The sequence below is a fragment of the Actinomadura madurae genome (assembly GCF_047130825.1).
GTDB classification, from domain to species: Bacteria; Actinomycetota; Actinomycetes; order Streptosporangiales; family Streptosporangiaceae; genus Spirillospora; species Spirillospora madurae.
This window is the reverse complement of record NZ_CP083237.1, coordinates 4,945,295-4,971,566: the sequence shown is the minus strand read 5'-3', so window position 1 is coordinate 4,971,566 and position 26,272 is coordinate 4,945,295. Positions and strand designations below refer to the sequence as shown.

The 26,272-nt window shown below is 74.0% G+C and carries 21 protein-coding genes; 10 read left to right on the top strand and 11 right to left on the bottom strand.

Annotated features, from left to right (window positions below; translation table 11 throughout):
* Positions 1-6 precede the first annotated feature (6 nt).
* The gene (locus K8Z49_RS22385; RefSeq protein ID WP_021600113.1) at positions 7-309 is read right to left on the bottom strand and encodes a WXG100 family type VII secretion target; all 303 of its coding nucleotides are present in this window, start codon (positions 307-309) and stop codon (positions 7-9) included.
* Positions 306-707: a YbaB/EbfC family nucleoid-associated protein gene (locus tag K8Z49_RS22380; RefSeq protein ID WP_021600114.1), complete on the bottom strand. Its 402-nt coding sequence runs from the start codon at positions 705-707 to the stop codon at positions 306-308. Before K8Z49_RS22380 ends, K8Z49_RS22385 begins: the two co-directional genes overlap by 4 nt.
* A 255-nt stretch (positions 708-962) precedes the next feature.
* Here K8Z49_RS22380 and K8Z49_RS22375 point away from each other — a divergent pair, with 255 nt between their 5' ends.
* Positions 963-1,277, top strand: coding sequence for a hypothetical protein (locus tag K8Z49_RS22375; protein WP_143118460.1), 315 nt, complete (start codon positions 963-965; stop codon positions 1,275-1,277).
* A 19-nt stretch (positions 1,278-1,296) separates the two neighbouring features.
* Here the strand turns inward: K8Z49_RS22375 and K8Z49_RS22370 are convergent, their stop codons facing one another.
* Positions 1,297-2,142 (bottom strand): hypothetical protein, encoded by an 846-nt coding sequence (locus tag K8Z49_RS22370; protein ID WP_143118459.1) that lies wholly within the window; start codon positions 2,140-2,142, stop codon positions 1,297-1,299.
* 193 nt (positions 2,143-2,335) lie between these two features.
* On the opposite strand from K8Z49_RS22370, the gene K8Z49_RS22365 reads away from it, so the two are divergent.
* Together K8Z49_RS22365 and K8Z49_RS22360 are read left to right on the top strand one after the other, a co-directional pair.
* Entirely contained in the window at positions 2,336-3,997 is a 1,662-nt protein-coding gene (locus tag K8Z49_RS22365; RefSeq protein ID WP_111830310.1) for an AAA family ATPase, read from the top strand.
* A complete protein-coding gene (locus K8Z49_RS22360; protein WP_412520637.1) occupies positions 3,994-4,497 on the top strand; it encodes a hypothetical protein in 504 nt (167 codons plus the stop codon). The genes K8Z49_RS22365 and K8Z49_RS22360 overlap by 4 nt, the downstream gene beginning before the upstream one ends.
* 36 nt (positions 4,498-4,533) lie before the next feature.
* Here the strand turns inward: K8Z49_RS22360 and K8Z49_RS22355 are convergent, their stop codons facing one another.
* Complete coding sequence (locus K8Z49_RS22355; protein ID WP_021600049.1) at positions 4,534-5,949, bottom strand: DUF1266 domain-containing protein; 1,416 nt, start codon at positions 5,947-5,949, stop codon at positions 4,534-4,536.
* A gap of 73 nt (positions 5,950-6,022) precedes the next feature.
* Entirely contained in the window at positions 6,023-6,964 is a 942-nt protein-coding gene (locus K8Z49_RS22350; RefSeq protein WP_220126541.1) for a DUF6177 family protein, read from the bottom strand.
* A 142-nt stretch (positions 6,965-7,106) separates the two neighbouring features.
* On the opposite strand from K8Z49_RS22350, the gene K8Z49_RS22345 reads away from it, so the two are divergent.
* Both K8Z49_RS22345 and K8Z49_RS22340 read left to right on the top strand, forming a co-directional pair.
* Positions 7,107-8,546, top strand: coding sequence for an LCP family protein (locus tag K8Z49_RS22345; protein WP_412520634.1), 1,440 nt, complete (start codon positions 7,107-7,109; stop codon positions 8,544-8,546).
* A gap of 158 nt (positions 8,547-8,704) precedes the next feature.
* On the top strand, positions 8,705-9,667 hold the full coding sequence (locus tag K8Z49_RS22340) for a glycosyltransferase (RefSeq protein WP_021599827.1): 963 nt from the start codon (positions 8,705-8,707) through the stop codon (positions 9,665-9,667).
* Positions 9,668-9,692: 25 nt separating this feature from the next.
* Here the strand turns inward: K8Z49_RS22340 and K8Z49_RS22335 are convergent, their stop codons facing one another.
* Positions 9,693-12,941 carry a hypothetical protein gene (locus K8Z49_RS22335; protein ID WP_412520632.1) on the bottom strand — a complete coding sequence of 1,083 codons (3,249 nt, stop codon included), beginning with the start codon at positions 12,939-12,941 and terminating at the stop codon, positions 9,693-9,695.
* 120 nt (positions 12,942-13,061) lie between these two features.
* The gene (locus tag K8Z49_RS22330; protein WP_075021419.1) at positions 13,062-14,558 is read right to left on the bottom strand and encodes a sulfatase family protein; all 1,497 of its coding nucleotides are present in this window, start codon (positions 14,556-14,558) and stop codon (positions 13,062-13,064) included.
* 116 nt (positions 14,559-14,674) lie between these two features.
* Between K8Z49_RS22330 and K8Z49_RS22325 the strand changes: the two genes are divergently transcribed.
* On the top strand, positions 14,675-16,141 hold the full coding sequence (locus tag K8Z49_RS22325) for a family 43 glycosylhydrolase (protein ID WP_024935593.1): 1,467 nt from the start codon (positions 14,675-14,677) through the stop codon (positions 16,139-16,141).
* Here K8Z49_RS22325 and K8Z49_RS22320 read toward each other — a convergent pair.
* Genes K8Z49_RS22320 through K8Z49_RS22305 form a run of 4 tightly spaced genes read right to left on the bottom strand, consistent with a single transcriptional unit; the run spans position 16,123 to position 21,182 of the window.
* On the bottom strand, positions 16,123-17,676 hold the full coding sequence (locus K8Z49_RS22320; RefSeq protein ID WP_412520629.1) for a glycosyltransferase family 39 protein: 1,554 nt from the start codon (positions 17,674-17,676) through the stop codon (positions 16,123-16,125). The genes K8Z49_RS22325 and K8Z49_RS22320 overlap by 19 nt on opposite strands.
* A complete protein-coding gene (locus tag K8Z49_RS22315) occupies positions 17,660-18,655 on the bottom strand; it encodes a glycosyltransferase (protein ID WP_412520627.1) in 996 nt (331 codons plus the stop codon). The genes K8Z49_RS22320 and K8Z49_RS22315 overlap by 17 nt, the downstream gene beginning before the upstream one ends.
* Positions 18,652-19,836 carry a hypothetical protein gene (locus K8Z49_RS22310; RefSeq protein WP_412520625.1) on the bottom strand — a complete coding sequence of 395 codons (1,185 nt, stop codon included), beginning with the start codon at positions 19,834-19,836 and terminating at the stop codon, positions 18,652-18,654. The genes K8Z49_RS22315 and K8Z49_RS22310 overlap by 4 nt, the downstream gene beginning before the upstream one ends.
* An 8-nt stretch (positions 19,837-19,844) precedes the next feature.
* The gene (locus tag K8Z49_RS22305) at positions 19,845-21,182 is read right to left on the bottom strand and encodes a hypothetical protein (protein WP_412520623.1); all 1,338 of its coding nucleotides are present in this window, start codon (positions 21,180-21,182) and stop codon (positions 19,845-19,847) included.
* A 138-nt stretch (positions 21,183-21,320) separates the two neighbouring features.
* Here K8Z49_RS22305 and glf point away from each other — a divergent pair, with 138 nt between their 5' ends.
* The 4 genes from glf to K8Z49_RS22285 are packed head-to-tail and all read left to right on the top strand — an operon-like array spanning position 21,321 to position 26,255.
* On the top strand, positions 21,321-22,535 hold the full coding sequence (glf, locus tag K8Z49_RS22300; protein ID WP_412520621.1) for a UDP-galactopyranose mutase: 1,215 nt from the start codon (positions 21,321-21,323) through the stop codon (positions 22,533-22,535).
* Positions 22,532-24,598, top strand: a complete 2,067-nt coding sequence (locus K8Z49_RS22295; RefSeq protein WP_412520619.1) for a glycosyltransferase — start codon at positions 22,532-22,534, stop codon at positions 24,596-24,598. The genes glf and K8Z49_RS22295 overlap by 4 nt, the downstream gene beginning before the upstream one ends.
* Entirely contained in the window at positions 24,595-25,464 is an 870-nt protein-coding gene (locus K8Z49_RS22290; protein ID WP_075021415.1) for an ABC transporter permease, read from the top strand. Before K8Z49_RS22295 ends, K8Z49_RS22290 begins: the two co-directional genes overlap by 4 nt.
* Before the next feature lie 2 nt (positions 25,465-25,466).
* The gene (locus K8Z49_RS22285; protein WP_021595201.1) at positions 25,467-26,255 is read left to right on the top strand and encodes an ABC transporter ATP-binding protein; all 789 of its coding nucleotides are present in this window, start codon (positions 25,467-25,469) and stop codon (positions 26,253-26,255) included.
* Positions 26,256-26,272 lie beyond the last annotated feature (17 nt).

Genomic DNA, 26,272 nt, shown 5'->3' with positions numbered 1-26,272 from the left:
ATCAGCTCACTTCAGCCTGGAGGCGTCCTCGGCCTGCTTGTAGGTCTTGGCCATCTGGTCGACGCCCTTCTTGATGCCCTCCAGGCCGTCCTTGAGCTTGGGGAACGACTCCAGGACGTTCTTGGCCGGGTCCGCGTAGCCCTCGGCGAACGTCTTGCCGGTCTCGTCCGAGCCCCAGCACTGTCCCTCGGCGGACAGCGCCGAGTTGAGCCGGTCGTAGATGGCCTTGAGCTGGGTGGCGCCGTCGTGGAACCCCTTGCCGGACCGCTTGAGCTCCTCTGTGTCGACCTCGAGGTATTCGTAGGTCATCGCGGCAGGATCCCGAGGCGCTCGCGGATGGCGTCGATGTCGTCCGGACGCTCGGGCAGCAGCTTGGCGATGTCGAAGCCGCTCTCCGCCGCCCCCTCCGGGGCCAGGCCCTGCATGGCGGCGCGCATCTGGTCGGTGACCTGCGTCTGCGCGTCCCGGGTCGCCTCCATGATCGCCTCGGCGAGCTGCTCGGAGCCGAGTTTGCGCTGGACGCGCGGGTCGAGTTCCAACGAGGTGAGCCGGCCCTGCCGGTCGACCTTCACCCGGACCATGCCGTCGGCGGCCTCCGCCTCGGCCTCGATCGCCTCCAGCTTGGACTGCATCTCCTGGATCTGCCGGCGCTTCTCCTGGTAGGTCTGCAGGAGCTCGTCGATATGCGCCTGCCATTCAGCGCGCACAGGGACCCCTCTGTTCGTCGGGAGCTTGAAAGAGCCCGCGACCGCGCACGATCACAGACACACACAGGGATTGATCATTTATAGGGGTTTCAAGGCCGTTGTCGCAACCTGTTCCGGACTGTCCGTGACGGCGGTCCACGTCACCGACGTGGTGCGACGCCCGCACCGGACGGCGCCGGCGTTGTGGAACACTGCGGGGATCGCGCGGTGCGCCGCGCGACCCGACAGGACGATCTGCGAAAGGTGTGGCGAACGATGCGCAGGAGACCGAACATCTGTGACGCCTGCGTGCGCCTGCAGAAGAGGTCCAACCCTGACGCGCAGACGTCGCTCGACCGCTGGATCCCCTACTGCGACGCCTTCCCAGAGGGAGTGCCGAACGAGATCTACCGGAACGGGTTCGACCACCGGAACCCGTTCGAGGGCGATCGGGGCATCCGGTTCGAGCTGCGTCCCGGCGGGGAGCGGGCGCTGGCGGCGTACGAGTCCGCCGCCGCGCGGAAGCAGAACGCGGCGTCCGGGCAGGGCACGGCCCCCGGACAGGGCCGGGGGACGGGGCAGGGCGGCTGACCGGCCGCCCCGCGCGCCATCAGTTGCTCCACAGCAGCGTGTTGGTGACCTCGACGCCCAGCTCGCCGGCGGTCGCGAAGACGCTGCCGGTGCGGCCGCCGGTCGGCCCGCCGGTCACCCAGTACGACTGGGCGTAGATCACGGTCGACCCCTGCGTCCAGGTCCGCGTCCAGTACGCCGGGTCGGCCTTCGGCTGCCGCAGCCCGCTGGCGTCCGACGGGGTCAGCAGCTTCGGCCAGCCCTCCTGGTTCGTGTACCCCTTGATGACGGACGCGTCCGACGAGGTGGCGAACTTCAGGATCGAGACCGACGTGATGATCTGCTTGGACGGGTTGGCGTAGACGGCCGAGTACATGTTGCCGACGCACGGGTGCCGGCGCAGCGCGGGCTGCAGCACCGAGTTGGCGCGGGTGGTGCACGACTCGACGCGCGTCCCCGCCTGCGTGAAGGTGTTGCCCTTCGCCGTCTCGATCGTCCGGGTCAGCACGCCGGACGGGTCGATGGCGCCCCCGCCGCCGGACCGGGTGGTCGGGCTCGGCGGCGGTGTCGCCTCGTAGGACGGGACGCGCGTCACCGACGGCAGCGAGGACGTCCGGTCCGGCGCGTCGTCGTCATCGCCGAGCAGGAGGAAGGCGCCCGAGCCGGCGATGGCCAGGACGAGGATGACGCCGATGATGAGGAAGAGGGCGAGGCCGCCTCCACCGCGCCGCGGTGGAGGCGGAGGCGGGAAACCGGGGCCGCCGATGCCGCCGGGGCCGCCGGGCAGCGGCGGCGGGCCGGCCGGCGCCGGGGGCGGTGCGGCAGGCACGGCCGGCGGCGGGAATCCCGGGCCGGGCTGCTGGCCGGGCCAAGGTGGGGGGTTCATGATCGCTCCGGGCGGTGTCACAGCGGGGTGCCGATGGGATCGGGCCAGACTAGCGGGCCGATCGTGGTGATTTAAGTGCAGGTGAGCCGTCTGTGCGGTCCGGATCCTAGGCTGGGGGGCGTGGGTCAGGCGCTCCGTCGCGGTGCGTGGGGGGACGAGTGTCTCGTAGGCTGGCCGGTGAGAGGGGAGGCAGGTGTCCGACTCCAGCTGGCAGCAGGCGGTCCTCCGCGAGATCGGCGTATCGCGGAGGGGACTCCAGAGGCTCGACGCGACGCCGAACGGCCCGGCGCAGGGCTCCTGGGGCGCGGAGGCGCCTCCCCTGCCCGCGCCTGAACAGCAGCCGTCCGCGACGCCCGTCCCGGCGCCCGTCCCGCAGCCCGCCGAGGCCGCGGCGTCTCCGGCGTCGCAGGCCGCGCCCGAGGTGCCGCCGTTCGCGGCGCCCGCCGAGCAGGCGCAGGCGGCGCCCGACGGCCCCGCGCCGCTGCTCCCGGAACCGCAGCCCCTGCTCCCGCCGCAGCCGGATCCGTCCCCGCAGCCGCCGTTCCCCGCGCCCGAGCCGCAGGTCGCCGCCCAGCAGGCGGCCGAGCAGGCCGCGGCGCAGCAGGCCGCCGCACAACAGCAGGCCGCCGCCCAGCAGGCCGCGGCCCAACAGCAGGCCGCCCAACAGCAGGTCGCGGCGCAGCAGGGAGCCGTGCAACAGCAGGCGGCCGCCCAGCAGGCCGCTGCCCAGCAGCAACCCCCGGCCCAGCAGCAGGCGCCGGACGGTCAGGGCGGGCCCGGCCACGTCGAGCCGCTCATCAGCTCCGACTTCGACTGGGAGGCGGCGGTCAACCCCGTCCTCGGCGCCGTGCCGACCGCCGGGAGCGGCACCGAGCAGAGCACGGAGGCGAGCGCCCCCGCGCCCGCGTCCCCCGCCCACCCCGTCCCGCCGGAGCAGGTCGGCTCCGGCCACCAGATCCCGGCCGGCGACCTCGTCCGCAAGAACCAGCACGGCGACCCGCTCGCCCGCCGCATGGGCCGCGGCGTCCGCAACGCGATGGGCGGCGGCGCCCGGGAGGCCAGGGAGCAGGCCGCGTTCGCCGAGCTGATGCAGCGGCCGGTGCCGAGCTCCCGGCAGATCGCGGTCGCGAGCGTGCGCGGCGGCGCGGGCAAGACGACGATGGCCGCGCTCGTCGCGACGGAGCTGGCCCGGCACCGCGCCGACCGGGTGCTGGCCGCCGACGCCGACGCCGAGCTGGGCTCGCTGCCGCTGCGGCTCGGCGTCTACGCGCAGCTGTCCCTGTTCGACCTGGCCGCGCAGAACCCGCACACGTTCGAGGAGGCGGAGCGCTTCCTGACCCGCACCCCCGACGGCCTCTACGTGCTCTCCTCCACGCGCGGCGGGCGCATCGCGGGGGAGTTCACGCTGGAGACGTTCCAGACCGCCCTCAGCGCGGTCAGCCGGTACGTCGCCGCGACCGTGGTCGACTGCGGCGCCGGCATCCTGACCGAGGTGAACCGCGGCGTCATCGCCGGCTCGCACGGCCTCGTCCTGGTCACCCCGGGCACGGTCGACGGCGCGCTGAGCGCGCGCGGGGCGCTGGAGTGGTTCTCGGCCAACAACCAGCAGGCGCTCCTGCCGCGCACCGTCATCGCGATGGTCTCGCACGCGCCGCAGGTGGGCGCCGACCTCCAGCGGGCGCACCAGATGCTCACCGCGTGGGGCCTGCCCGTCGTGTCCGTCCCGTACGACCGGCAGCTCGCGACCGGCAGCTCCCTCGACCTGTCCCGGGTCTCCGCCGCCGCCCGGACCGCCGTGACCCGCGTCGTCCACGAGGTGTTCTCGCGCTCGCTGACCGCGGGGGTGACGCGATGAGCACCGACCTGGTCGCGCTGGTGCGCCGCCGTCCCGACGTGCACGCCATCGCCGACGGCATGATCGCGATGGGCGAGCCGCTGGAGCTGCGCGGCGGCGAGCCCGACTCGACGCGGCTGCACGACGGCGAGGGCCGGCTGCTGGTGTCGATCGAGGACGCGGTGCAGGTGTCGGTGCAGGGCGAGATCGGCCGGCTGCTCGGCGCCGAGTTCGCCGCCCGGGTCATGACGCCGGTCTGGTGGGTGGACGTCCGCGCGGTCGCCGACGTGCCCGAGGCGCAGCGGGTCGCGCGCAAGTTCGCCGACTCGCTCGTCCACTGGCTCGGCGGCATGGTGTACCCGGAGGGCGCCGCCGACGCCCCGGCCCGCAGCTGGAGGGCGTCCGGCCAGGGCGGTCCCGGTGCGGAAGGCGGCACGGCGGGCGGCGCGCCGGGCGGTTTCCCCGGTCCGGCGGGCGACCCGGGCGGCGCCGCGTACCAGGGCGGCGTGATAGGCGGCTAGACCGGCCGCGTCAGCGCCGGCCAGGTGAGGGCCGGGTCAGGGCCAGTCGCGGGTGAGGTCCAGGTCCCACGGGACGAGGTTCCACGGGCTGCGCGGGTCGGTGGCGAGCTCCTCGATGAGCCGTTCGTACTCGGCCTGCGCCTTCCCGCCGCCGCCCGACCACAGCAGCCGTCCTTGCAGGTAGCAGGTGGCCATGTCCCGCCAGGACGTGTACCGCCGCTGGATGTCGAGCGCGAGCGGCAGCATCCGCTCCCAGCAGTACTCCTCGGTCAGCCACCCCACCATGTGGCCCCACCGGTAGAGCATCAGGGCGCGCCCGTAGTCCCAGATGAGGAACCGTCCCACGTTGGCGCGCAGCGCCGGGTCGGTGAGCGCCTTCAGCCGGTGCAGCTCCTCGGCCGCGTGGTTGCGGTCGTTGAAGAGCTGGTGGAGGAACTGGGCCAGCTCGGCGCCCTCCTCGCTGGCGTCCGCGCCGGGCTCGTCCCGCAGCAGCGGCGGGACGAGCCGCGCGTACGCGCCGCCCTCGTCGCCGTAGCGGACGCGGACCAGCTCGATCAGCCGCTCGACGAACGGCGGTTCGAGCCGGTCGCGGGCGATGAGGCCGTCGACCTCGCGCAGCAGCGTCCCGTACTCCTCCTGCGCGGCGGGGGACCGGGCGGCGAGCCGGGCGTCCTGCGTGAAGTCGGCGCGGTGCCCGTCCTGGACGAGCCAGTTGACGGCGCCGAGGAGCTGTTCGAGGTCGTAGGCGCCCCACGGCTGCTGGAGCAGCTCGTGCGCGGCGCGGCGATCGGCCGCGGCGGCGGCGCCGGGCGCGGTGCCGAGCCGGTCCACCCGGAAGCCGTTGACGGCGCCGTAGGGGGCGCCGGCCGCGATGATCCAGCGCTGCACGGGGGTGAGACCGGAGCCCGGGGCGAGGGCGCCGGGCGCGCGGATCAGCTCCCAGAGCCGCCGCTGGAACTCCGCGGCCTGCCGTTCCTCGCTGCCGAAGAACCCGGCGAGCTGCTTGCGGAGCGCCGGGTGCCGGACGTAGAGGCGCCGGAAGAACCGGCCGTTCTTCCACACCAGGTGTTCCGGGCGCAGCTCGCCGAACGGTATCCGCGTCCGCCGGTGGACCATCTGCCGCTCGGCGAACCGCAGCTCCAGGTCCGACCACAGCCCGGCGATCGGGGTGAAGCGCAGCAGCAGGACGAACGCGCAGACCAGGGTGACCAGGAGGGCACCGGGCGCGAGCGCCCACCGGGCCTCGTCCGGCATGCCGGTCAGGGAGAGCACGGCCCCGGCGAGCAGTAACGCCACCCCGCCCGCGCCGAACCCGAGGAACCAGCCGGTGGTGACGGCGAGCGACCCTTCGACGCGGAGCACGGCCTCGTCGCCGTCGAACTCCAGCGACGCCTCGGCGAGTGTCCCCTCGACGGCCCGCTCAAGCGCGTCGAGCCGACCGGCCTCTCCCATGGGCAGGACCGTACATCATCCCTTACGGGTAGATCATCACCCCTGTGTGCGATATGCGGTGGTTAGACCCTCGTCAGGCGGACTGGAGGTGCTGCATCAGCATGCTGTGCCGCTGCCAGCCGTCCTGCGAGCGGCCGTCGCCCAGCGGGAAGAACGTCAGCGGCGCGCGCGGCGGGCCGACCGGCTGGCCCGGCAGCCCGTTCGGGCCGGTCACCGCCCCCGCGACCGCCAGCGCGACCGGGGCGGGCGCGCCCGTCCAGCGGGGCTCGGTGGTGAGGTCGGCGCGGCCCGGGGTGAGCTGGACGAACAGCGACGCCACCGGCTGGTCGGCCGCGAGCGCCCCGACCAGGGTCGGCAGGTGCTGCAGCGGCGGCGGGTCCTCGGGCGCGTAGCCGACCGTGACGGTGCTGACCTCCGCGACGCCGCCGCCCTCGCTGGCGGTGTAGTCGCAGATCGCCTGGGCCGGGCGGGGCCCGTCGCCGCCGACGATGAGCCGCGCGGTGGACCGCCCGCGCGCGTACTCGGTGAGCCGGTCGCGGCGCCACGGGTGCTCCAGCGGCTCGGCGGGGCCGACGCCCGCCGGGTACTTGCCGGTGAGCAGCTGCAGGAGGCGCTCGACCGGCCCGCCGAGGTCGCCCTCGGCGCCGTGCCTGATCCGGTAGACGAGGGTGAGCTGCGAGCCGACCGGGGCCGTCGGGCGGGTGGTGAACCCGGGGGCGTAGTCGCGGGCCTCCGGGACGGGCACGAACGTCGTGCCGCTCCACTTCAGCGGCCGTCCGGTGAGGCCCTCGTAGTAGCCGTCGCCGTTGCGGACCACCCACTGCACGTCGTTCCCGGACGCGGCGGTGCGCAGGGGCAGCGACAGCCGCGAGTCCAGGGGCGTGACGACCTGCAGAGTGCGGCCGCTGCCGGTGCAGTCGCCGAGTGCCTTGTTCAGCCAGGCGCTCAGCGCTACCACGGGCCGGTCCTGGAGGACGACCATGGCCTGCTCGGTCAGCGCGTCTACGGTGCTCATCTCGACCGGGAGTCTAGTCACCGGCCGCCCGTCCCCGGGCCCGCCCCGCCTTCCGGCCGCGCCCGCCGGACGATCGCCATCCGACCGGCGTCTTCACCGTGACTCGCGTGGCGCATGTCCAATCTGTGCTGAAATGTTACGGATGCAGCGAGCCGCCGCGCCCTCCCCCGTGTACTACGCGGACGACGCCCCGACGCCACCGGAGCCGCCGGTGCGGGGGCGTCTCTGGCGCGCGCTCGGCTGGGTCTCGGTCGTGCTGTCGGTCGTGCTCGTCGCCGGCAGCCTCACCGCGTACGGGTTCTGGCGCCGGCTGGACGGCCAGATCGACCGCGAGGACGTCGACGGCAGGCTCGGCGATGACCGCCCCGAAAAGCTCAACAACTCGCTGAACATCCTGCTGATGGGCTCCGACAGCCGCGCGGGGGAGAACGCCCGCTACGGCGCCGAGGCCGGGCAGCGCTCCGACACCACGATCCTGCTGCACATCTCGCCCGGCGGCGAGAGCGCCATCGGGATCAGCTTCCCCCGCGACTCGATGGTGCAGATGCCGCCCTGCAAGAAGAAGAACGGCGCGTCCGTCCCGACCCGGTTCGGGATGATCAACACGGCGTTCTCCAACGGCGGCCCCGCCTGCACCTGGCGGACGATCGAGTCGCTCACCAGAATCCACATCGACCACTACATCGAGGTCGACTTCGCCGGGTTCAAGCGGGTCGTGGACGCGCTCGGCGGCGTGGAGATCTGCGTGCCGCGCCGCATCGACGACCCCAAGGCCGAACTGCACCTCCGGGCGGGCAGGCAGGTCGTCCGGGGCGACCAGGCGCTCGGCTACGTCCGCACCCGGTACGTCCTCGGCGACGGCTCCGACCTCGACCGGATCAAGCGGCAGCAGGCGTTCATGGCCTCGGTCGTCAAGAAGGCCACCGACAAGGGCATGCTCACCGACCCGGGACGCACCTACGGCTTCCTCTCCGCCGCCGCCAAGTCCATCAAGGCCGACGACGGGCTCACGCTGTCGGTGATGCAGAAGCTCGCCGGGTCGCTGCGGGGGATGAGCGCCGGGAAGGTGCGGTTCGTCACCGTGCCCGTCCAGGCGTACCCGCAGGACAAGAACCGCGTGCAGTTCGACCAGGCATTGGCCGAACCGCTGTTCAAGGCCGTCCGGGAGGACAACGAGCTCCCCGAGCAGACCCCGGCGCCGGTGGCCGGGCAGAACGGGGTCCAGCCCGTACCGCCCGCACAGGTCAGGATCGGCGTGTTCAACGCGTCCGGCACCGCGGGGCTCGCCCAGCGGACCGCCGACCAGCTCGGCGAGCGCGGCTTCCAGGTCGTCAAGGTCGGCACCAGCAGGAAGCAGTACCCCCGCACCCAGATCCTCTACGGCGCGGGCGCCGAGCGGCAGGCCGCCCGGACGGCGATCGCGGTCCCCGGGCCCCGGCCGCGCGCCTGGGCGTCCGCCCGGCCCGGCCACGTCTACCTGGTGATCGGCAGGGAGGGCGCCAAGCTGCGCGGGCTCTCCCCGACCGTGCCGAAACTCGCCGGCGAGATCAGGGCGGACCGCGATATCTGCGCCAAGACCTGATGCGGCCATGTCCCCCCGGTATGTTGGCCCGCGCCAACCATCGACCAGACCAAAGCGTCCCTTGTAGGACGCCCCACAACCGATCCCCCCGACCTCCTGGCCCGGAGTCACCCCCCGCACAGGGCTCCACGGCCGCCACGCTCCCCCCGGACGGACGCATGCAGCCCGAGCCCTTCACCCTCTTGATGACCGTCTACGGCGGTGATCGGGCGGAGCACGTCCGGGACGCGTTCCGCAGCGCCGTCCACGACCAGACGCTCCGCCCCGACCAGGTCGTCCTCGTCCAGGACGGCCCCGTGTCCGCCGACCTGGCCCGGTGCCTGCACGAACTCGCCGCCACCGGCGAGGTCGAGGTGTCGTTCGTCCGGCTGGAGCACAACCGCGGTCTCGGCCCCGCGCTGGACGCCGGCCTGCACGCCGCCCGCCACGACATCGTCGCCCGCATGGACGCCGACGACGTCGCGATGCCGCACCGCTTCCAGCTCCAGGTGCCGCTGGTCCGCGCGGGCGCCGACCTCGTCGGCGCGGGCCTGCTGGAGTTCGGCACCGACATCACCGACATCGTCGGCCGCCGCACCCCGCCGAGCGACCCCGCCGACATCGCCCGCTACTCCCGCCTGCACGACCCCTTCAACCACCCGACGGTCGTGTACCGGCGCAGCGCCGTCATCGCCGCCGGCGGCTACGGCGACCTCCCGCTGATGGAGGACTACTGGCTGTTCGTCCGCATGATCGCGGCCGGCGCCCGGATGGTGAACCTCGCCGAGCCCCTCGTCTACTACCGCGTCGGCGACGGCGCCTACGAGCGCCGCGGCGGCCGCGACCTGCTCCGCTCCGAGCTGCGCCTGCAGCGCGAGATGCTCCGCGAGGGCTTCATCTCCCAGCCCCAGTACTGGCGCAACGTGATGGTCCGCGGCGGCTACCGCCTCGTCCCCACCGTGATCCGCAAGCCTTTCTACCGCGCCGTCGTCGCCCCCTACGGCGCCCGCCGCAACCGCTCGCGCGACCGCGACGACGCCCGCGTCACGCCCCAACCCCCGGCCTACACGCCCCGGCACGCGCGGCCCGCGGCCGAGGGGCTGCCCGGCGTCGAGGCCGCCCCGCCGCACCTCGACCAGTGACGCGGCCCGCCGGGGCGGGACGCCGTCACGGCACCGGGCGGCTCCACAGGACGGGCTGACCGCCGCGGGAGTCGGCGCTGCGGCCCACCCCGAGCAGCGAGTCCCCGAAGACCGACAGCCCGGTGATCTGCTGGTCGCCGACGCCTCCGAGGCCGGTGCCGCCGGGCGCGGCCGCCTGCCAGGAGGCGCCGTCGGCGGACGTCCAGGACACGACGTCGGTCGCGCCGGCGCGCCCGGTGGTGCCGGTGGCGGCGAAGCCCTTCGGGGTCGCGGTCAGCGCGGTGATGGTCGCCTGGGTCTCGCCGCTCGGAGACTCCAGCGGACGCCACGTCTTGCCCGCGTCCGTGGAGACGTAGCCGAGCCAGTCGAGGCCTCTTTGCGTGGCCGCGATGCCCGCCGCCACGAGCGTGTCGCCCTTGGCCGCGACATGGGTCAGATGCCCCTCGGTCACGCCGGACGCCGGCAGCTCCAGAACCTGCAGCGTCCACTGCTTGCCGTCGGGCGACGCCCACACCGAGGGGTGGTTGCCCTTGCCGTCCCGGCTTCCGCCGACGGCGACGTACCCGGACGGACCGGCCGCGACGTCCAGCATCCAGCGCGTCGCGTTCTTGCTGCCCGTCATCGCCTTCGCGTCGGCGCCGGCGCCCTTGGACCAGCTCTTCAGGTCCGTGGAGGACCACGCTGCGGCCGAGTAGCCCTCCGTGCCGACGACGACGTATCCGGCGGAGCCGGCCGCGGCGGCGTAGGTCACGGGCGCGCCGCCCCGGCCCGCGCCGAACGCGGGCGCGGTGTCGGCGGCCTGCCACGTCGCGCCGTCCTTCGAGGTGACCACGAGGGGGCGGCGCGCCGGGGCCTGGTCGTAGCCGACCGCCAGCCAGCCCGCGCCGCCGGCGACGACGTCGTTCAGCTGCTGCGGCCCCGGCCGGGTGAACGCGGCGCCGAGGCCCTGCGCGGGCTTCCAGGAGGCGCCGTCGGCCGACGACCAGGCGGCGGCGTCGCCGCTCGCGCTGCCCACCGCGACGGCGAGGCTCCCGGTGGCGCCGACCGCCCGGACCGCGTGGTCCGGCCGGATGGCGCCGGGGATCTTCGTCAGGTCGACGGGGACGGCGGTGCCGGACGCGTCCCAGACGCCGAGCATCGGGTCGGTGTCGCCGCCGCCGGGCTCGCGGCCGACGAGGACCGTCTGGCCGCCCGCCGCCGCCGCGCCGAGCACCTCGCGTCCGGCCTTCGACTCGGCGGTCCCGGCGTCCTTCCAGGCGGTGCCGTTCGCGGAGCGCGACAGCAGCACGTCGCCGCCGCGGACGACGACGGCCGTGAAGCCCTGGCCGTCGGAGGCGATGCCGCTGGTCCGCCCGTAGCCGGACGGCGCCAGCTTCCCGGCCTTGGTCCACGACCGGCCGTCCTTGGACGCGTAGGCCTGGCCGAAGAGCTTGCCGGACGCCTTCATCTCGCGCATCGCCAGGAACCCGGCCTCGCCGCCGCCGATCATCAGGCCGCGGCTTCCCTTGGGCACCGGCACCTCGGACGTCGCCCACGTCCGGCCGCCGTCCTCGGAGCGCCAGACCTTCCGGTACGGGCCGGGCTTGCGGGAATCGGGCGTGATGAGCCCCTCCAGCAGGATCACGTCGCCCGCGGCGGCGGCCTCGACCAGCGCCAGGTCGCCCTTCTGCACCTGCAGGCCGATCTGATCGTCGACCCGTTCCTCCCAGCGGCGCCCGTCCGCCGACAGCCACGCGGCGGGCCGCGCGTCGCTGAAGTCGCCCTTCGGGGAGTTCTGCCCGATGGCCAGGAAGCCGCCGCCGGTGCCGACGATCCGGGTGACCCGGTCGTTCGCGCCGAAGACGTCGCCGACGGCGTCGGGCTGCCGGCGCCACTCCTTGCCGTCCTCGCTGGTCCACACCGCGCCGGCGCCTCCCGCGCGGTGGCCGATGGCGACCCATCCGCGGGACGAGGCGCCGACCGCCGCGGGCACGCCGCCGGGCGGTGCGACGCCGCCGTCGGTGCCCTGCTGGGCGACGGACTCGAAGGTGCGCCCGCCGTCGGTGGAGACGAGGAACAGGCCGCGGGAGTCCTGCGGGTCGGTCTCGCCGCCGACCGCGACCACCGTCGAACCGAGCGCCGCGACGCCGGTGACCTGCTGGTCGCGGCCGTCGGTGCGGGCCGCGCCGTCCACCGGGAACAGCGACCCGGCCAGCTTGGCGCCCGCCTCGCCGTCGCCGTCGTCACCCCCGAGCAGGCCGGGCACCACGAGGACGCCCGCGGCGGCCAGCGCCACCACGGCCAGCCCGGCCGCGCCGATGAGCAGCGGCTTCTTGACGCTTCTGCGGCGGCCCCCGCTCGGCCCTCCGGTCCGCCACGGCTCCTCGATCACCGGCGGCGGCGCGACCGGGTGGGCGGCCTCCTGCCCGGGGTGCGGCGTGCCCGGCATCTGCTGCGCCCACGGGAACTGCTCGGCGGGCGGAGGGGCGCTCTGCGCGCCCGGGATCTGCTGCGCGTACGGGAAGGGCTCCGCCGGCGGGCGCGGCGGCGTGCCGGGGATCTCCTGCGCGTACGGGAACGGCTCGTGGGCCGGCGGGCTCTGCGAGGGCGGGACGTTCTGCGGCGGCTGCGGCGGCTGCGGCGGTGCGGGGGGTGCCGGAGGCGGCGGGGCCAGGTGCTCGGCGCGGGTCACGTCGGGCATGTCCTGCCCGTACGGGAACGGCGGCGGTGCGATCGGCTCGACCCTCGTCACGTCGGGCATCTCCTGCCCGTACGGGAACGGCGGCGGCGCCGGGATGTCGGTGGACGTCGCCGGAGCCTCGGCCGCCGGAGCCGGAACGGCGGGCGAGGCCGCGTTCTCCGCGTCGGTCTCCGAGGCGGTCTCGGTTTCGGCGGCGGCCTTGCGGCCCTTCGGCAGGATCACCGTCTGCAGGGTCTCGTTGAGCTTGAAATCCACGACGGTGCGGTCGGCCGGCAGGGCGTCCGCGCCGTCCTCGGAGTCGTCGGAGGGGTCCTCGGGGGGAGCCTCCGGGGAGCGCGCCTGGACGTCCTCGGGGGCGTCGTCCGCGGGCTCCTCCGGGAGGTCGTCCTCTTCGGGGTCGTCCTCCGGGTCGTCCACGAGGTCGTCCTCGACGTCGTCCTCGACGTCGTCCTCCTGGTCGTCCTCGGGGAGCAGCGGTTCGGACGGGGCCCCCTGGTCGTCCAGCCAGCGCGGCGGGGGCGGGGTCTGAGCCGGCTGCCCGGGCTCGGGACGCTCACCCACGTGCTCGTCGTCCGGCTTTCCGGTTGCAGTCACACCCGCTCTCCCAGCATCCGTTCACTCTGCTCGACTCACCCTGGAAACCCGCGGCGGCACCTCGCGCTGCGATCCGGGGGTCGTCAGCGATGATAGCGGCGCATAAGGGACCGAACTTCCTCAGCGGCTGCGGCCCGCGGCGGTGCAGCCGCCGCCGGAGCAGTGCGTCAGCGCGTAGAGGAGGTCCGACAGGTGCCGCCGCCGCTGCTCGGTCAGCGTGCCGGCGATGTTGTTCAGCTCGTAGGGGTCGCGGGCTCTGTCGTAGTACTCGCGCTCGCCGTCCTCGTACTCCACGTACAGCATGTCGTCGTTGCGGATCGCGTTGTAGGTGGTCGGAGCGCCGGGCGCGGAGTCCTGCCGGTCGGGGTCCAGCGGGGACGGCGGCGGCTTCACGTGCTCGACCAGCGCCGACTCGCGCCAGTCCGGGGGAGCGGCGCCGCGCAGGAACGGGGCGAGCGACCGGCCGTCGGTCGCCGCGGGCGGGCGCACGCCGGCGAGGTCCTGGAAGGTGGGGGCCAGGTCGGTGTTCTGCGCGATCTCCCGGGCGCTCCGACCAGCGGGGACGGCCGGTCCGGTGACGACGAACGGCACCCGGACGTCGGTGTCGAACGCGGTCATCTTCCCGCCCGCCAGCCGGTGCTCGCCCATGTGGAAGCCGTTGTCGGACCCGAAGACGACGTAGGTGTCGCGGTCGAGGCCGAGGTCCTTCAAAGTCGTCCGGATCCGGCCGATCATCTCGTCCACCGACTGCACCATGCGGACGCGGTCCCGGTATCCCGCGTCGATGCGGGCGAGGCCCGGTCTCCGCAGCGCCGGATGCGACCGCAGCCAGGACGGCTTGTCGCGGATGTCGGCCTCGTTGAACGCGGGCGACCGGGGCGCCTTCAACCCGCCGAACTTCGCGGTGTGCCGGGGCGCGGGGACGAACGGCCCGTGCGGCGCGAACGTCGCGATCTGCATGAAGAACGGCTGCTCGGACCCGCCCGACCGCTTGAGGAACTCGACGCCCTTGTTCGCGAGCACGTCGGTCAGATAGTCCTCCGGCTTCGCGCCGTAGTGGACGAGGCGGCCGTTCTCGTTCAGGTTGTAGTTGTACTCGGGGTAGCCGTTGCCGCTGACGTACCACTCGCTCCAGCCCGGCGGCACGTAGGGTTTCGTCCCGCCCTGGGTGTCGTTGGGCTGGTAGCCGTTCATGTACTTGCCGAGCAGGGCCGTCCTGTACCCGGCCTTCTGCAGGGACGGGGCGAAGGACGCCTGCTCGCCGCCCTTGTCCTTGAACACCTCGTAGCCGCCCTGGGGCGGGAAGTTCGTGCGGACCCCGGTGTTGTGGGGGTACCGGCCGGTGAAGATCGTCGCGCGGGACGTGCAGCACAGCGAGTCCGCCATGATGAAGTTGCTGAACGTGAGCCCGTCCCGCTGCATCTGGAGCACCTGCGGCATGTGCGCGATGAGGTTCCAGGAGAGGTCGTCGGTGAGGACGAAGACGATGTTCGGCTTCTTCGGGGCCTTGCCGCCCTTGGAGCCGCCGGACCGTTCCTCACCCTGGAAGAGGCAACCGCTCAGGACGAGGGCGGTGGCCAGGCAGACCGCGGCCGCCAGCCGCCGATGTCGGATCAACGTCCGTGTCCCTTCCGTGATGCGATCGCCGGGCAAGCGTAACGATCCGGGCGGTGGCCGGTGTACCCGGCGGGGTTGGCCGTCGCGTGCGGGTTGTTGGCATGATGCGGGGTGCCATGAGAAGGACCGTCCGGGACCCGCAGGTGATCGCGCCGCTGATACCGCTGGTCGCGGGCGCCGCGATCAGCGCCCTGGTCGCGCTGGTCGTCGGGCTCGCCGTCTCCTGCGGGCCGTCGCGCGGCGGCCCGGACGCGGGGCCCTCCGGCCGGAACGGCACGGCCTCCGGGCCGCCGCCGAGCCCGGCGGGTTCGGCGGCGGCGATCGACCCGCCCGGCTACTCGCCCGCCGAGCCGGTGATCGACGGCTCGTTCGCGGACCCGACCGTGATCAAGGTGGCGGGCACGTACTTCGCGTACGGCACCAACAACGCCGACGCGACGATGCCCGTCGCGACGGCCCCGTCGCCGACCGGGCCCTGGAGGGTGTCGCCGGGTGACGGTCTCGCCCGCCTCCCCGCCTGGGCCGCCGCGGGGTGGACGTGGGCGCCCGAGGTCGTCCCGCCGCGCGGCGGGTCCCGGTCGTACCTGCTGTACTTCTCCGCGCGCCGCAAGGACGGCGACGAGCAGTGCGTCGGCGTCGCGACCGCCTCGTCGCCCGCCGGTCCGTTCGTCCCGCAGGAGGGCGGGCCGCTGGTGTGCCCGCTGGACCTCGGCGGGGCGATCGACCCGGCGTCCTACATCGAGGAGGACGGCACCCGCTACCTGCTGTACAAGACCGACGAGCGGAAGACGGCCGCGATCTACCTGGTCAGGCTCACCCCGGACGGACTCGGCCTGGCCGGGCCGCCGAAGCAGATCATGGGCCGCGCCGCCGACGAACCCGTCCTCGTCGAGGCGCCGGACCTCGTCCGAAGGGGCGGGCAGTACGTGCTGCTGTACTCGGCGGGCTGGTACTTCCAGTCGAACTACCAGACCCGTTACGCGGTGGCCTCGTCCATCGAGGGGCCCTACCAGAAGGGCGGCGCGGTCCAGTCCACCGGCCTGTACGGCGGGAAGGTCGAAGGCCCGGGGAGCGCGGACGTCCTCGGCGACGAGACCGGCGACTACCTGGTCTTCCACGGCATCCTCGACCACCACGGCGGCTCGAAGGTGACCCGCGGCATGTACGTCGCCCGGCTCGGCTGGGACGGCGCCCGGCCGGTCGTCCGGGGCGTGCCCGTCCGGTACGAGGCGGAGCGGGCACGGCTGAACGGCTGCGTGTCGGCGCTGGGCCGGCCCAACGCGTCCGGCGGCGGCGCCATCGGGCCGTTCACCCGCGACGACTGCCGGGTGGACGTGCCCGTGTTCGCTCCCGTCGCCGGCCGGTACTCGGTCCGGACGCAGTACGCCAACCGGTCGGGGAGCGCCTCGGACCTGGAGGTGTCGGTGAACGGCTACGCCGCGACGTCCGTGCGGCTGGACGCCACGAAGGGCGCCGACTGGACGTCCGTCACGGCGACGGTCGACCTCGCCGCCGGCTGGAGCACCCTCGGCCTCCGCCGCCTGAACGGCCAGGGGCAGATCGACTACCTGGAGCTGCGGTAGGGGGCCGTCCGCTCGAACAGGACGAGCCACCCGCCCCGGTACGCCCAGTTTCCGGCCGGGCGCCAAGGGCCGGCCGCCTGCACGGCCTGCTCCCGCCGATCGATGATCGGGTCGTGCGGGTCGAGGGACCGGTGGTTCATCACCCACACCCGGTTCACCCGGGCGAGCTTGCGGGGCAGGTCGCGCGGGTAGGTGTCACGGCCCTTGAGGTTCGCCGCCGTCACCGGGTCCGTCCGCACGCCGACGTCGCGGAGCCGTCCGAACACGCCGGGGTAGGTGGCGGCGCTCCAGCGCACGCTTCCCGCGAGGTAGACGACGGCGTCCCCCGGGCGGGCGTGGGAGCGGACGATGTCCGCGGCCTCGCGCATGTTCTCCGGGCGGCTGTCCTGCCGCCGCAGGTACTCGTGGTCCTGGACGGCCGGGGCGGTGAGCGCCGCGGCCGCCGCCACCGCCACGGCGGCCTGGACGGCGGGACGGCGCGCCGCCGTCAGCAGCCCCGCGATCCCTCCGCCGGCCAGCAGCGCCATCGCGGGCAGGCAGAAGACCGTGTACCTGAAGTAGAACATCGGGTCGCCGAGGGCGGAGACGGCGAGCAGGAGAACGGTCGGCAGGACGGCCCACGGCAGCGCGACGGCCGTGAGGGAGGCGGTCCCCGAGGGGCGGGCGTCATCGGAGCGGCGGGCGCGCCGCACGGCGTCCACCACGACGCAGGCCAGGACGAGCGCGACGACCGGCGCGACGAGGTCATGGCCCCCGGTGAGGAACTGCACCTGCGTCCAGGCGACCTTCCATGACGGGTCGGGAAGCCATGTCACCTGGCGTTTCTGGTCCTGCGCCGCGATCGCCAGGGCCGCGAGCGGCAGCGCGGCCACCACCGCGGAGACGAGCCAGCGCACCCATGTCCCGGCCCTGGGACGGGTGAGCAGCAATGTCACCCCGTGCGCCGCCAGCAGCAGTGCGCCGTGCAGATGCAGCAGACCCAGGACCGCGACGGCGGGCGCGTAGCCCGCGAACCATCGCCACGGCCGCCGCTCGTCCCGGTCCAGGGCGCGGACGAGCAGGTACGTCGCGAGCACCGCGACCGCGGCCGTCAGGGCGTAGGACCGCGCCTCCTGCGCCCACCTGCTGGTCTGCGGGCCGGCGGCCCACACCAGACCGGCGGCGAGCCCGGCCGCCGGTCCGGCGCAGCGCCGGCCGACGACCGCGACGCCCGCCGCGGCCGCCGCCATGGCGAGCGCGCTCGGCAGCCGCATCGCGGTCTCGCCGGTCCCGAACACCGCCACCCACGGCTTCATGACCAGGTAGTAGAGGGCGTGGACGAGGTCGAGATGCGGGAAGACGCGCAGCATGTCGCCGTAGGACCGGGTCGTCATGCTGATCGTGGCGGCCTCGTCCAGCCACAGCGACGGGGTGCCGATGCCGGCGAGCGCGACGGCGAGCGTCACCGCCGCCGGGACCAGCGGCATCCCCGGCCCGGCGAGCCGGCGCGCCCGCCGGCCGGCGCCGGTCCGCGGCCGGCTAGCCGTCTCGACCATGGGCGCGGCCATCGACGCGGCCGTCGTCGGGCGGCGGTTCGACCCCGGCCTCGCGCAGTACCGCGGCGGTCGGCCTCGGCCGGGTGAACAGGCCCTCCCGGACCCCGCGGACCGCGGCGCGCCGCAGCACCGCCCGGTCGCCGGAGGCCGCGAAGGTGCGGGCCCACCGCCGCAGCGTCGACCCGGCGTACAGGGCGCGCTCCGGCGGCGCGAGCCCGCGGCTGCCGGTGAACAGCCAGATCTTGTTGCGCACCTCGTAGAAGAAGCGGTCGCCCGGGTCGGCGTCCGTCCCGCCGAACGCCCTGGTCTTGTGCACCGCGACGCTGCCGGGGCACAGCAGGCCGCGGCGCCCGCGCAGGAGCCGCGTCGTGAACTCGAAGTCGTCGTTCCACAGGAAGTAGTCGGCGACCGGCAGCCCGCGCTCCCGCACCACGGCGGCGTCGACGAGCACGGACACGAACGACGCGGACCGGATCGGCACGCAGCCCGCCGCGCGGGCGATCCGCGTCTCGGCGGCCGTCGCGCGGGGCTTGGGGCGGGGCGTGTTCATCGGGTGGTCGCGGCCGTCGGTCCACACGACCCGGCTGGCCACGAGCGCGGGCGGGCCGTCCTCGCCGGTCGCGGCCCTCTCCCGGGCGGCGAGCAGCATCGCGAGGGCGTCGGGTTCCGGCACCGTGTCGTCGTCCAGCAGCCAGAGGAGCGCGGCGCCGCCGTCCAGGGCGCGTGCGATGCCCGCGCCGAACCCGCCCGCCCCGCCGATGTTGCGGGCCAGGACGAGGAGGTCCACGTCCGGGAACCGGTCGGCGACCAGTTCGGCGGTACCGTCGGCGGACGCGTTGTCGACCACGACGATCCGGTCCGGGGCGCGGGTCTGGGCGCCGAGCGCGGTCAGCGCCTCCTCCAGCAGGTCCCGCCGGTCGTGGGTGACGACGACCGCGGCGACGGGCGGCCCGCCCCGGGCTCCCGGCCCGGCGGTCACGGGGCGCGCCTGCCGGCGGCGCGCCGGGCGGCGCGCTGCAGGGCCGGTGACGGGGACGCGGCGGCCTCGGTGAGCCGCTCCAAATTCTCCCGGACGCCGGCCATCTCGCTCTGCAGATGGGCGAGCCCGACGCGCTCGCGCGCCAGGGTCAGCTCCTCCAGCAGGTGGGCCACCACCCCGACGGACGCGACCGCGATCAGCTCGTCCGGGACGTCGCCGGGAAGCATGCCGGCCTCCGGGGCCCGCGAGGTCGTCAGCTCCTCCAGGTCCCCGGCGACGTCGTAGCCGGACGCGCGGAGCGAGTCGGCGAGCTCGCGGGTCCGGCGCGCGGCCCACTCGGCGTGCCGCGCGGGCAGGCCCATCCGGTCCGAGCCGTCCCCGGCGAGGCCGTGCCCGACGAGATGCTCGTGGACCATCCGCTCGTAGTCGCCGCCGAGCGCCGGGCCGATCTTCTCGTTCAGCCGGCGGAGCAGCTCCGCCTCGGTCGCCGGCAGCGGCTCGTCGGCGGCGATGCCGCCGAGGTCGCACACCCCGTCGCCGATGCCGGTCAGCGCGCGGAACCGGTCCCACAGCGGCCCCGGGCCCCCGCCGGGCGCGGGCAGCGTGAGGACGTGGACGCGCTCCTTCGGGACGGCCGGCTCCCACGCCCGCAGGACCCGCACCGCGTCGTGCAGCCCCCAGAACATCTCCCCGTACGGCTCGGGCGCGTCGAAGCCGCGGGCGACGAGGTCGTCGACGAAGCGCTCGAAGGTGATGGTGTGCGCGTGCCGGATCTGCTCCTGCCAGTCGAGGATCAGCTGCCAGCCGAGGTCGCGGGTCGCGAAGACGACGTGCACCTCGGCCGGTTCCAGCGCCTCGACGGCCCGCCGGGCCTGCTGCTCGGTCGCCCCGCCGAGCAGGGCCTGGGAGAAGACGACCGTCGGGCCGTCCCAGTCGCGGGCGCGCCGGGCCATCCGGTCCCACGCGCCGTCCCAGCTCGGGTCGCGGTGGCCGCCCCAGCTCATCTCGCGCAGGTCCATGACCGCCGCGAAGTGCTCCTGCGGCCCCGCGACCGGGTAGCAGACGCCCGCGTCGCCGAGGCGCCGCCGGTTCGCCCACAGCACCCGGTGCAGGAAGGCCGCGCCCGCGGTCGGCGCCCCGACGTGCAGGTAGACGGACTTCCCGGCTGGCTGGTCCCCCATGCGCGCGCTCACTCCGCTCTCGTCCGGGCGCCGGCCCGTCCCGCCCTGCTCTGGATCCTGCGGTAGGCGCCGCGCAGGCGTCCGGCCGCCGGATAGCGTTCCGCCGCGGTCCGCACCGCCCGCTCGACCAGCGGCGCTGCGTCGTCGGCCAGCCGCCCCGTCCGTTCCAGCAGCTCGGCGGACTCGGCCCGCAGCATGTCGATCCGGTCGCGGACGGCGATCCCGGCGCCGGGCACCGCGTCGGCGCGTTCCCGCCTCTCCTGGACGCGCCGCAGCAGCGCGGCGATGGCATCGACGCCCACATCGGCCATCTCCCCCCAGCGCGGCTCGTCGGGAGGCGGGGCGACCGCGCGGCCGAGGGCCGGGCCGGACGCCGGGCCCGGCATCAGCTCGTACAGGTCGCCGACCACGTCGTACCCGGCCGCGCGCAGCTCCTCGACCGTCTCCACGGCCCGCTCCGTCGCCCACGGGACGTGCTCGCCCGGCAGCTCGATCCTGGCCGGATGCGGCCGCCCGGCGAGGACCTGCTGCGCGAGGAACAGCTTCACGTCCTCGTTGTAGGCGTGCCAGCCGACGCGCTCGGCGACCCGGCCGCCGAGCACCTCGTTGAGGCGCAGCAGGAACTGCGTCTCGGCCAGGCCGAGGGACGGGTTGGCGAACGTCCGGGACAGGTCGTAGTCGTCCGGGACGAGGCCGGTGGCCGCGCAGAAGCGCCGCCACAGCAGGTCGCGGGGCGCGCCGGGCGGCGGCAGCGTGACGACGTGGACCCGTTCCGGCGGCAGGTGCGCGCCCCAGCGCCGCAGGACCGCGACCGGGTCCTGGAGCCCCCAGAACAGCCGGGCGCTCTCGTACGCCCGCCAGTCCTGCCGCCGCAGGGCCGTCACGAACTCGGTGAACGAGGTCGTGAACCGGTTCTTGACGTCCTCCTGCCAGTGCGCGGGGATCTGCCGGCCGAGGTCGCGCACGGTGAAGACCACGTGAACGTCGGCGAAATCGAGGTCGTCCAAGGCCTGCCGGACCCATTTCGGCCGGGCGGGCGCGAACAGCTCCTGCGAGACGATGACCGTCCCGCCCCAGGCCGCGGCCTCGTCCACGAGCTCCCGCCACGCGCCCCGGGTCGCCGGATCGGACGCCTCGCGGAAGAACGTCCGGCGCAGGTCGAACGCGGCGCGCACGTGGGCGGCCGGGTCGCCGCCGGGGTAGAGGACGCCGCGCTCGCGCAGCCGCTCCCTGTTGTGCCACAGCACGTTCTGGAGGAACGTCGTGCCGCTCTTGGCGGCCCCGACGTGCAGGAAGATCGCAGGGCGGGCACTCCGTGCCGCGCTGCCAGGAGGGGGTGAGGCCACCGCGATCCTTGGGAGTCTTGCGCCGGTACCGATCGAACCCCGGGTATCTTAGCCGCAATCCCGACATGCGGACCGGTCGGCGGCACCCCGTGCGGCCAGGTCCTTCGCTCCCCGCACGAGACGGATGGGCACCGTCCAGTGAACGTTGATCTCGTGGTGGCCGGCTCCGGATTCTTCGGTCTCACGGTCGCCGAACGATGCGCGGCCGACCTCGGCCTGCGCGTCCTCGTGCTCGACCGGCGCGGCCACATCGGCGGGAACGCCTACAGCGAGGCCGAGCCGGAGACGGGCATCGAGGTGCACCGCTACGGCGCGCACCTCTTCCACACGTCCAACCGCAGGGTGTGGGACTACGCGAACCGGTTCACCTCCTTCACCGGCTACCGGCACCGCGTGTACTCCACGTACAAGGGCCGGGTCTACTCGATGCCGATCAACCTCGGCACGATCTGCGAGTACTTCGGCCGGGTGTTCACCCCGGACGAGGCGCGGGCGCTGATCGCCGCGCAGGCCGCCGAGGTGCGCGACCCGGCCAACCTGGAGGAGCAGGCGATCTCGCTGATCGGGCGGCCGTTGTACGAGGCGTTCATCCGCGGCTACACGGCCAAGCAGTGGCAGACCGACCCGCGCGACCTGCCCGCGGAGATCATCACCCGGCTGCCGGTGCGGTACACCTTCGACAACCGGTACTTCGCCGACACCTACGAGGGCCTCCCCGTCGACGGCTACACGGCCTGGCTGGAGCGGATGGCCGACCACCCGCGCATCGAGGTCCGGCTGAACACCGACTTCTTCGACCTGCGGGACGACGCCGTGGGCAACGTGCCGGTCGTCTACACCGGCCCGCTGGACCGCTACTTCGACCACGCCGAGGGCGAGCTCGGCTGGCGGACGCTGGACTTCGAGATGGAGGTCCTGCCGACCGGCGACTTCCAGGGCACCCCCGTCATGAACTACGCCGACGAGGACGTCCCGTACACGCGGATCCACGAGTTCCGGCACTTCCACCCCGAGCGCGAGCACTACCCCGCCGACAGGACGGTGATCATGCGGGAGTTCTCCCGCGCCGCGGCGCGCGGCGACGAGCCGTACTACCCCGTCAACACCCCCGCCGACCGGGCCCGGCTGCTCGCCTACCGCGAGCTGGCCGGGCGCGAGGGCGGCGTCCTGTTCGGCGGGCGGCTCGGCACCTACAAGTACCTCGACATGCACATGGCCATCGCGAGCGCGCTCAGCATGGTCGACAACAAACTGCGTCCCCATTTCGCCGGGGCTTCGCGTCTAAGTAACAGACCCGGCGGGTCTGGCGGGCCGTCCCCCCGGCCCCGACCGCGTGGAGGTGCGGACGAGTGACCGAACATGCCGAACCGTCCGGCGAGGTGAGGGCCGAAACCGAGGCCGAAACCGAGGCGGAGGCGTCCGCGCGGTTGCGGGTCCTGCAGCGCGTCGTGATGCCGGTGGACCGCGACCTGGACGTCCTCAAGCTCTACGTCGAGGGGGAGATCGGCCGGGGCGCCGAGGCGTTCGCCGCCGAGGCCGCCGCCGAGACCGGGACCGGTGCCGGGCCGGCCGAAGACGTGGGCCGCCGCAGCGTGGTCGTGCCCGTCGGGCGGCGGGTCTCGTTCGCCACCTACTTCAACGCCTTCCCGGCCTCCTACTGGCGGCGCTGGACGTCGGTCGACGAGGTCGTCCTGCGCGTCCGGATGCGCGGGCAGGCCACGGTGATCGTTTACCGGTCCAGCGCGAAGGGGCACGTCCAGCGCGTCGACTCCGTCCGGGTCGACTCGGGCACCGCCCGCGAGGTGGCGTTCCGGCTGACCCTCGCCCCGTTCATCGACGGCGGCTGGTACTGGATGGACGTCCTCGCCGGCGAGGAGGACGCCGTCCTCGAACGGGCCGACTGGTGCGCCGAGGTGGGCGCGTCCGCCCCCGTCCGGCAGGGGCGGGTCAGCCTCGGCATCACCACGTTCGACCGTCCGGGCTTCTGCGTCGACCAGCTCGTCGCGCTCGGCCGCGCACCCGAGGTGCTGGACGTGGTGGACGCCGTCTACGTCGTCGACCAGGGCACCCGGCGCGTCCGTGACGACGCGGACTTCGAGCGCGCCGCGGCGGCGCTCGGCCCCAAACTGCGCGTCATCGAGCAGGGCAACCTCGGCGGCTCCGGCGGCTTCTCCCGCGCGATGGACGAGACCGTCAAGGCCGGGACCAGCGACTACGTTCTGCTCCTCGACGACGACGTGGTCACCGAGACCGAGGGCGTCCTGCGCGCCGTCGCGTTCGGCGACTTCGCCCGCACGCCGACGATCGTGGGCGGGCACATGTTCAACCTGTTCGCCCGCTCCCAGCTGCACGCCTACGGCGAGACCATCGGACGGTACCGCTGGTGGTGGGAGGAGGCCCCGCACACCAAGCGCGAGCACGACTTCGCCCAGCCCCCCGACCCGAACCCGCGCGCCAAGACGAGCTCGGGCAGCCTGCGCAAGACCAAGTGGCTGCACCGCCGCGTCGACGTCGACTACAACGGCTGGTGGATGTGCCTCATCCCCACCGACGTCGTGCGCAAGGTCGGCCTGTCCATGCCGATGTTCATCAAGTGGGACGACGCGGAGTACTGCGTCCGGGCGGGCGAGGCCGGCTTCCCGACCGTGTCCCTGCCCGGGATGGCCGCCTGGCACGTCCCCTGGCAGGACAAGGACGACGGCATCGACTGGCAGGCGTACTTCCACGAGCGCAACCGCCTGGTCACCGCGCTGATGCACTCGCCGTACGAGCGGGGCGGCAACCTCGTCAAGGAGAGCTTCATCATCTCGGTGAAGCACGCGCTCGCCATGCAGTACTCCACCGCGGAGCTGATGCTCTCCGCGGTGGAGGACGTGCTGAGCGGCCCCGAGCACATGCACGCGGGCATCGCCACCAGGCTCCCCGAGATCCTGTCCTTCCGCGCCGCCTTCCCGGACGCGCGGAACCGCACCAGCCACGAGGAGTTCCCGCAGGTCCGCCGGGCCAAGCCGCCGAAGCGGGGGCGCGGGTTCAAGCCCCCGCGCGGCAAGGTGAACGTGCTCGCGAGCGCGATGCTCGGCACCGTCAGGCAGCTCCGCCCGGTCGACGCGGGCTCGCGCGGCAACCCGCAGGTCGTCGTCCCGCACATCGACCGGCACTGGAGCCTGCTGTCGCAGGTCGACAGCGCGCTCGTCTCGTCGGCCGACGGCACCCGGGTGGCGTGGTACCAGCGCGACCCGGAGCGCTTCCGCGCGCTGCTCAAACGGACGTCGGTCCTGCACGCCAGGCTCAGCCGCGAGTGGCCGGAGCTCAGCCGCCGCTACCGCGCGGCCATGGCCGAGATCGCCTCCGCCGAGGCGTGGCGCGCCACCTTCGACGCCGCGGACCCCGGCCGCGCCGGAGGCGAGCCGGAATGACGGCCGCGCCGGTCCGCGCGGACGGCGGGCTGCGGGCGCCGGGCGGCGACGGCGGCCTGCGGCAGACCCTGCGCGACAAGTACCTGCTGCGGCTGCTGGTGCGGCGGGAGCTCAGGGCCCGCTACAAGGGCTCGCTGCTCGGCCTCGGCTGGTCCTACGTGCGTCCGGCGGTGCACTTCGGCGTCTACTTCTACGTCATCGGCGTGTTCCTCGGCATGGACGACCGGATCGAGAGCTTCCCGATCTACCTGTTCGCGGGCATGGTGCTGATCAACCTGTTCACCGAGACGCTGCATTCGACGACCCGGTCGGTGACGGGCAACGCCGCGCTCGTCCGCAAGGTGTTCCTGCCGCGCGAACTGTTCCCGGCGGCGTCCGTCCTCGTGTCCCTCGTGCACTTCCTGCCCGGGTTCGCGATCCTGCTCGGCGGGGCCGTCGCCACCGGATGGCGTCCGGCGCCGCAGGAGCTGGGCGCGGCGCTGCTCGGCTTCACCATCATCGTCGTGCTCGGCTTCGGGCTCGGGCTGCTGTGCGCGGCCGTGAACGTGTTCTTCCGCGACCTGGAGCAGGTCGTGGACATCTCGATGATCGTCATCACCTGGTCGGTGCCGATGATCTATCCGTGGACCCACGTCCGGGAGCACGCGCCGGGCTGGGTGCTGGACGTCTACCTCGCCAACCCGCTCGTCAGCGCGGTGTCGCTGTTCCAGCGGGCCTTCTGGTTCCCCGGGACCGGCGGCGACTTCGCGTTCCCGCCCCACCTGTACCTCAGCGCCGGCGCCGCGCTGGCGGTGAGCGTGCTCGTGTCCATCGCCGGGCATGCGGCGTTCTCCCGCATGCAGGCGCGTTTCGCGCAGGAGCTGTAGCCGTGCCTCCCACCCCGTCGATCGTGATCGACCGCGTCACGAAGAACTTCACGCTGCGGCACGCGCGGTCGATCAAGGAGATGAGCGTCCGCGCGTTCCGCGGGCAGCGGCTGTCGGACCGGTTCCGGGCCCTGGACGAGGTGAGCCTCACCATCAACCAGGGCGAGACCGTCGCGCTGATGGGGCTGAACGGGTCCGGCAAGAGCACCCTGCTCAAGCTCATCTCCGGGGTGATGCGCCCGGACTCCGGGTCGGTGCTCGTCCGCGGCCGGATCGCCGGGCTGATCGACGTGGGCGCCGGCCTGCACCCCGAGCTGACCGGCCGGGAGAACGTCTACCTCAACGGCGCGATCCTCGGCATGACGCAGGCCGAGATCGCCCGCAAGTTCGACGCGATCGTCGAGTTCTCCGGGGTCGGGCGGTTCCTGGACGACCAGGTGAAGTTCTACTCGTCCGGCATGTTCATGCGGCTGGCGTTCTCGATCGCCGCGCACACCGAGCCGGACGTGTTCCTGATCGACGAGGTGCTGGCCGTCGGCGACCCGCCGTTCCGGGAGAAGTGCCTGGCCCGCATCCGCGAGCTGCGCGGCGAGGGCCGCACCATGGTCATCGTCGCGCACGACATCCGGATGCTCGTCGGCCTCTGCGACCGCGGCATCACCATGCGGCAGGGCCGGGTGATCTTCGACGGGCCGACGCGGGAGGCCGGCCGGCTTGTGCGCGAGGACCGCGCCGCCCGCCGCGCCGGCGGCATCCGGCTGGGCGCCGCACCGGGTGATCTCGGTGGATAAGGTGTCCCGGACCACGG

Bases quoted from the DNA above. Each gene is read 5' to 3' on its own strand.
- K8Z49_RS22385 (WP_021600113.1), bottom strand. From the start codon at position 309: ATGACCTACGAATACCTCGAGGTCGACACAGAGGAGCTCAAGCGGTCC.
- K8Z49_RS22375 (WP_143118460.1), top strand. From the start codon at position 963: ATGCGCAGGAGACCGAACATCTGTGACGCCTGCGTGCGCCTGCAGAAG.
- K8Z49_RS22370 (WP_143118459.1), bottom strand. From the start codon at position 2,142: ATGAACCCCCCACCTTGGCCCGGCCAGCAGCCCGGCCCGGGATTCCCG.
- K8Z49_RS22360 (WP_412520637.1), top strand. From the start codon at position 3,994: ATGAGCACCGACCTGGTCGCGCTGGTGCGCCGCCGTCCCGACGTGCAC.
- K8Z49_RS22355 (WP_021600049.1), bottom strand. From the start codon at position 5,949: ATGGGAGAGGCCGGTCGGCTCGACGCGCTTGAGCGGGCCGTCGAGGGG.
- K8Z49_RS22350 (WP_220126541.1), bottom strand. From the start codon at position 6,964: ATGAGCACCGTAGACGCGCTGACCGAGCAGGCCATGGTCGTCCTCCAG.
- K8Z49_RS22345 (WP_412520634.1), top strand. From the start codon at position 7,107: ATGCAGCGAGCCGCCGCGCCCTCCCCCGTGTACTACGCGGACGACGCC.
- K8Z49_RS22340 (WP_021599827.1), top strand. From the start codon at position 8,705: ATGCAGCCCGAGCCCTTCACCCTCTTGATGACCGTCTACGGCGGTGAT.
- K8Z49_RS22325 (WP_024935593.1), top strand. From the start codon at position 14,675: ATGAGAAGGACCGTCCGGGACCCGCAGGTGATCGCGCCGCTGATACCG.
- K8Z49_RS22320 (WP_412520629.1), bottom strand. From the start codon at position 17,676: ATGGTCGAGACGGCTAGCCGGCCGCGGACCGGCGCCGGCCGGCGGGCG.
- K8Z49_RS22310 (WP_412520625.1), bottom strand. From the start codon at position 19,836: ATGGGGGACCAGCCAGCCGGGAAGTCCGTCTACCTGCACGTCGGGGCG.
- K8Z49_RS22290 (WP_075021415.1), top strand. From the start codon at position 24,595: ATGACGGCCGCGCCGGTCCGCGCGGACGGCGGGCTGCGGGCGCCGGGC.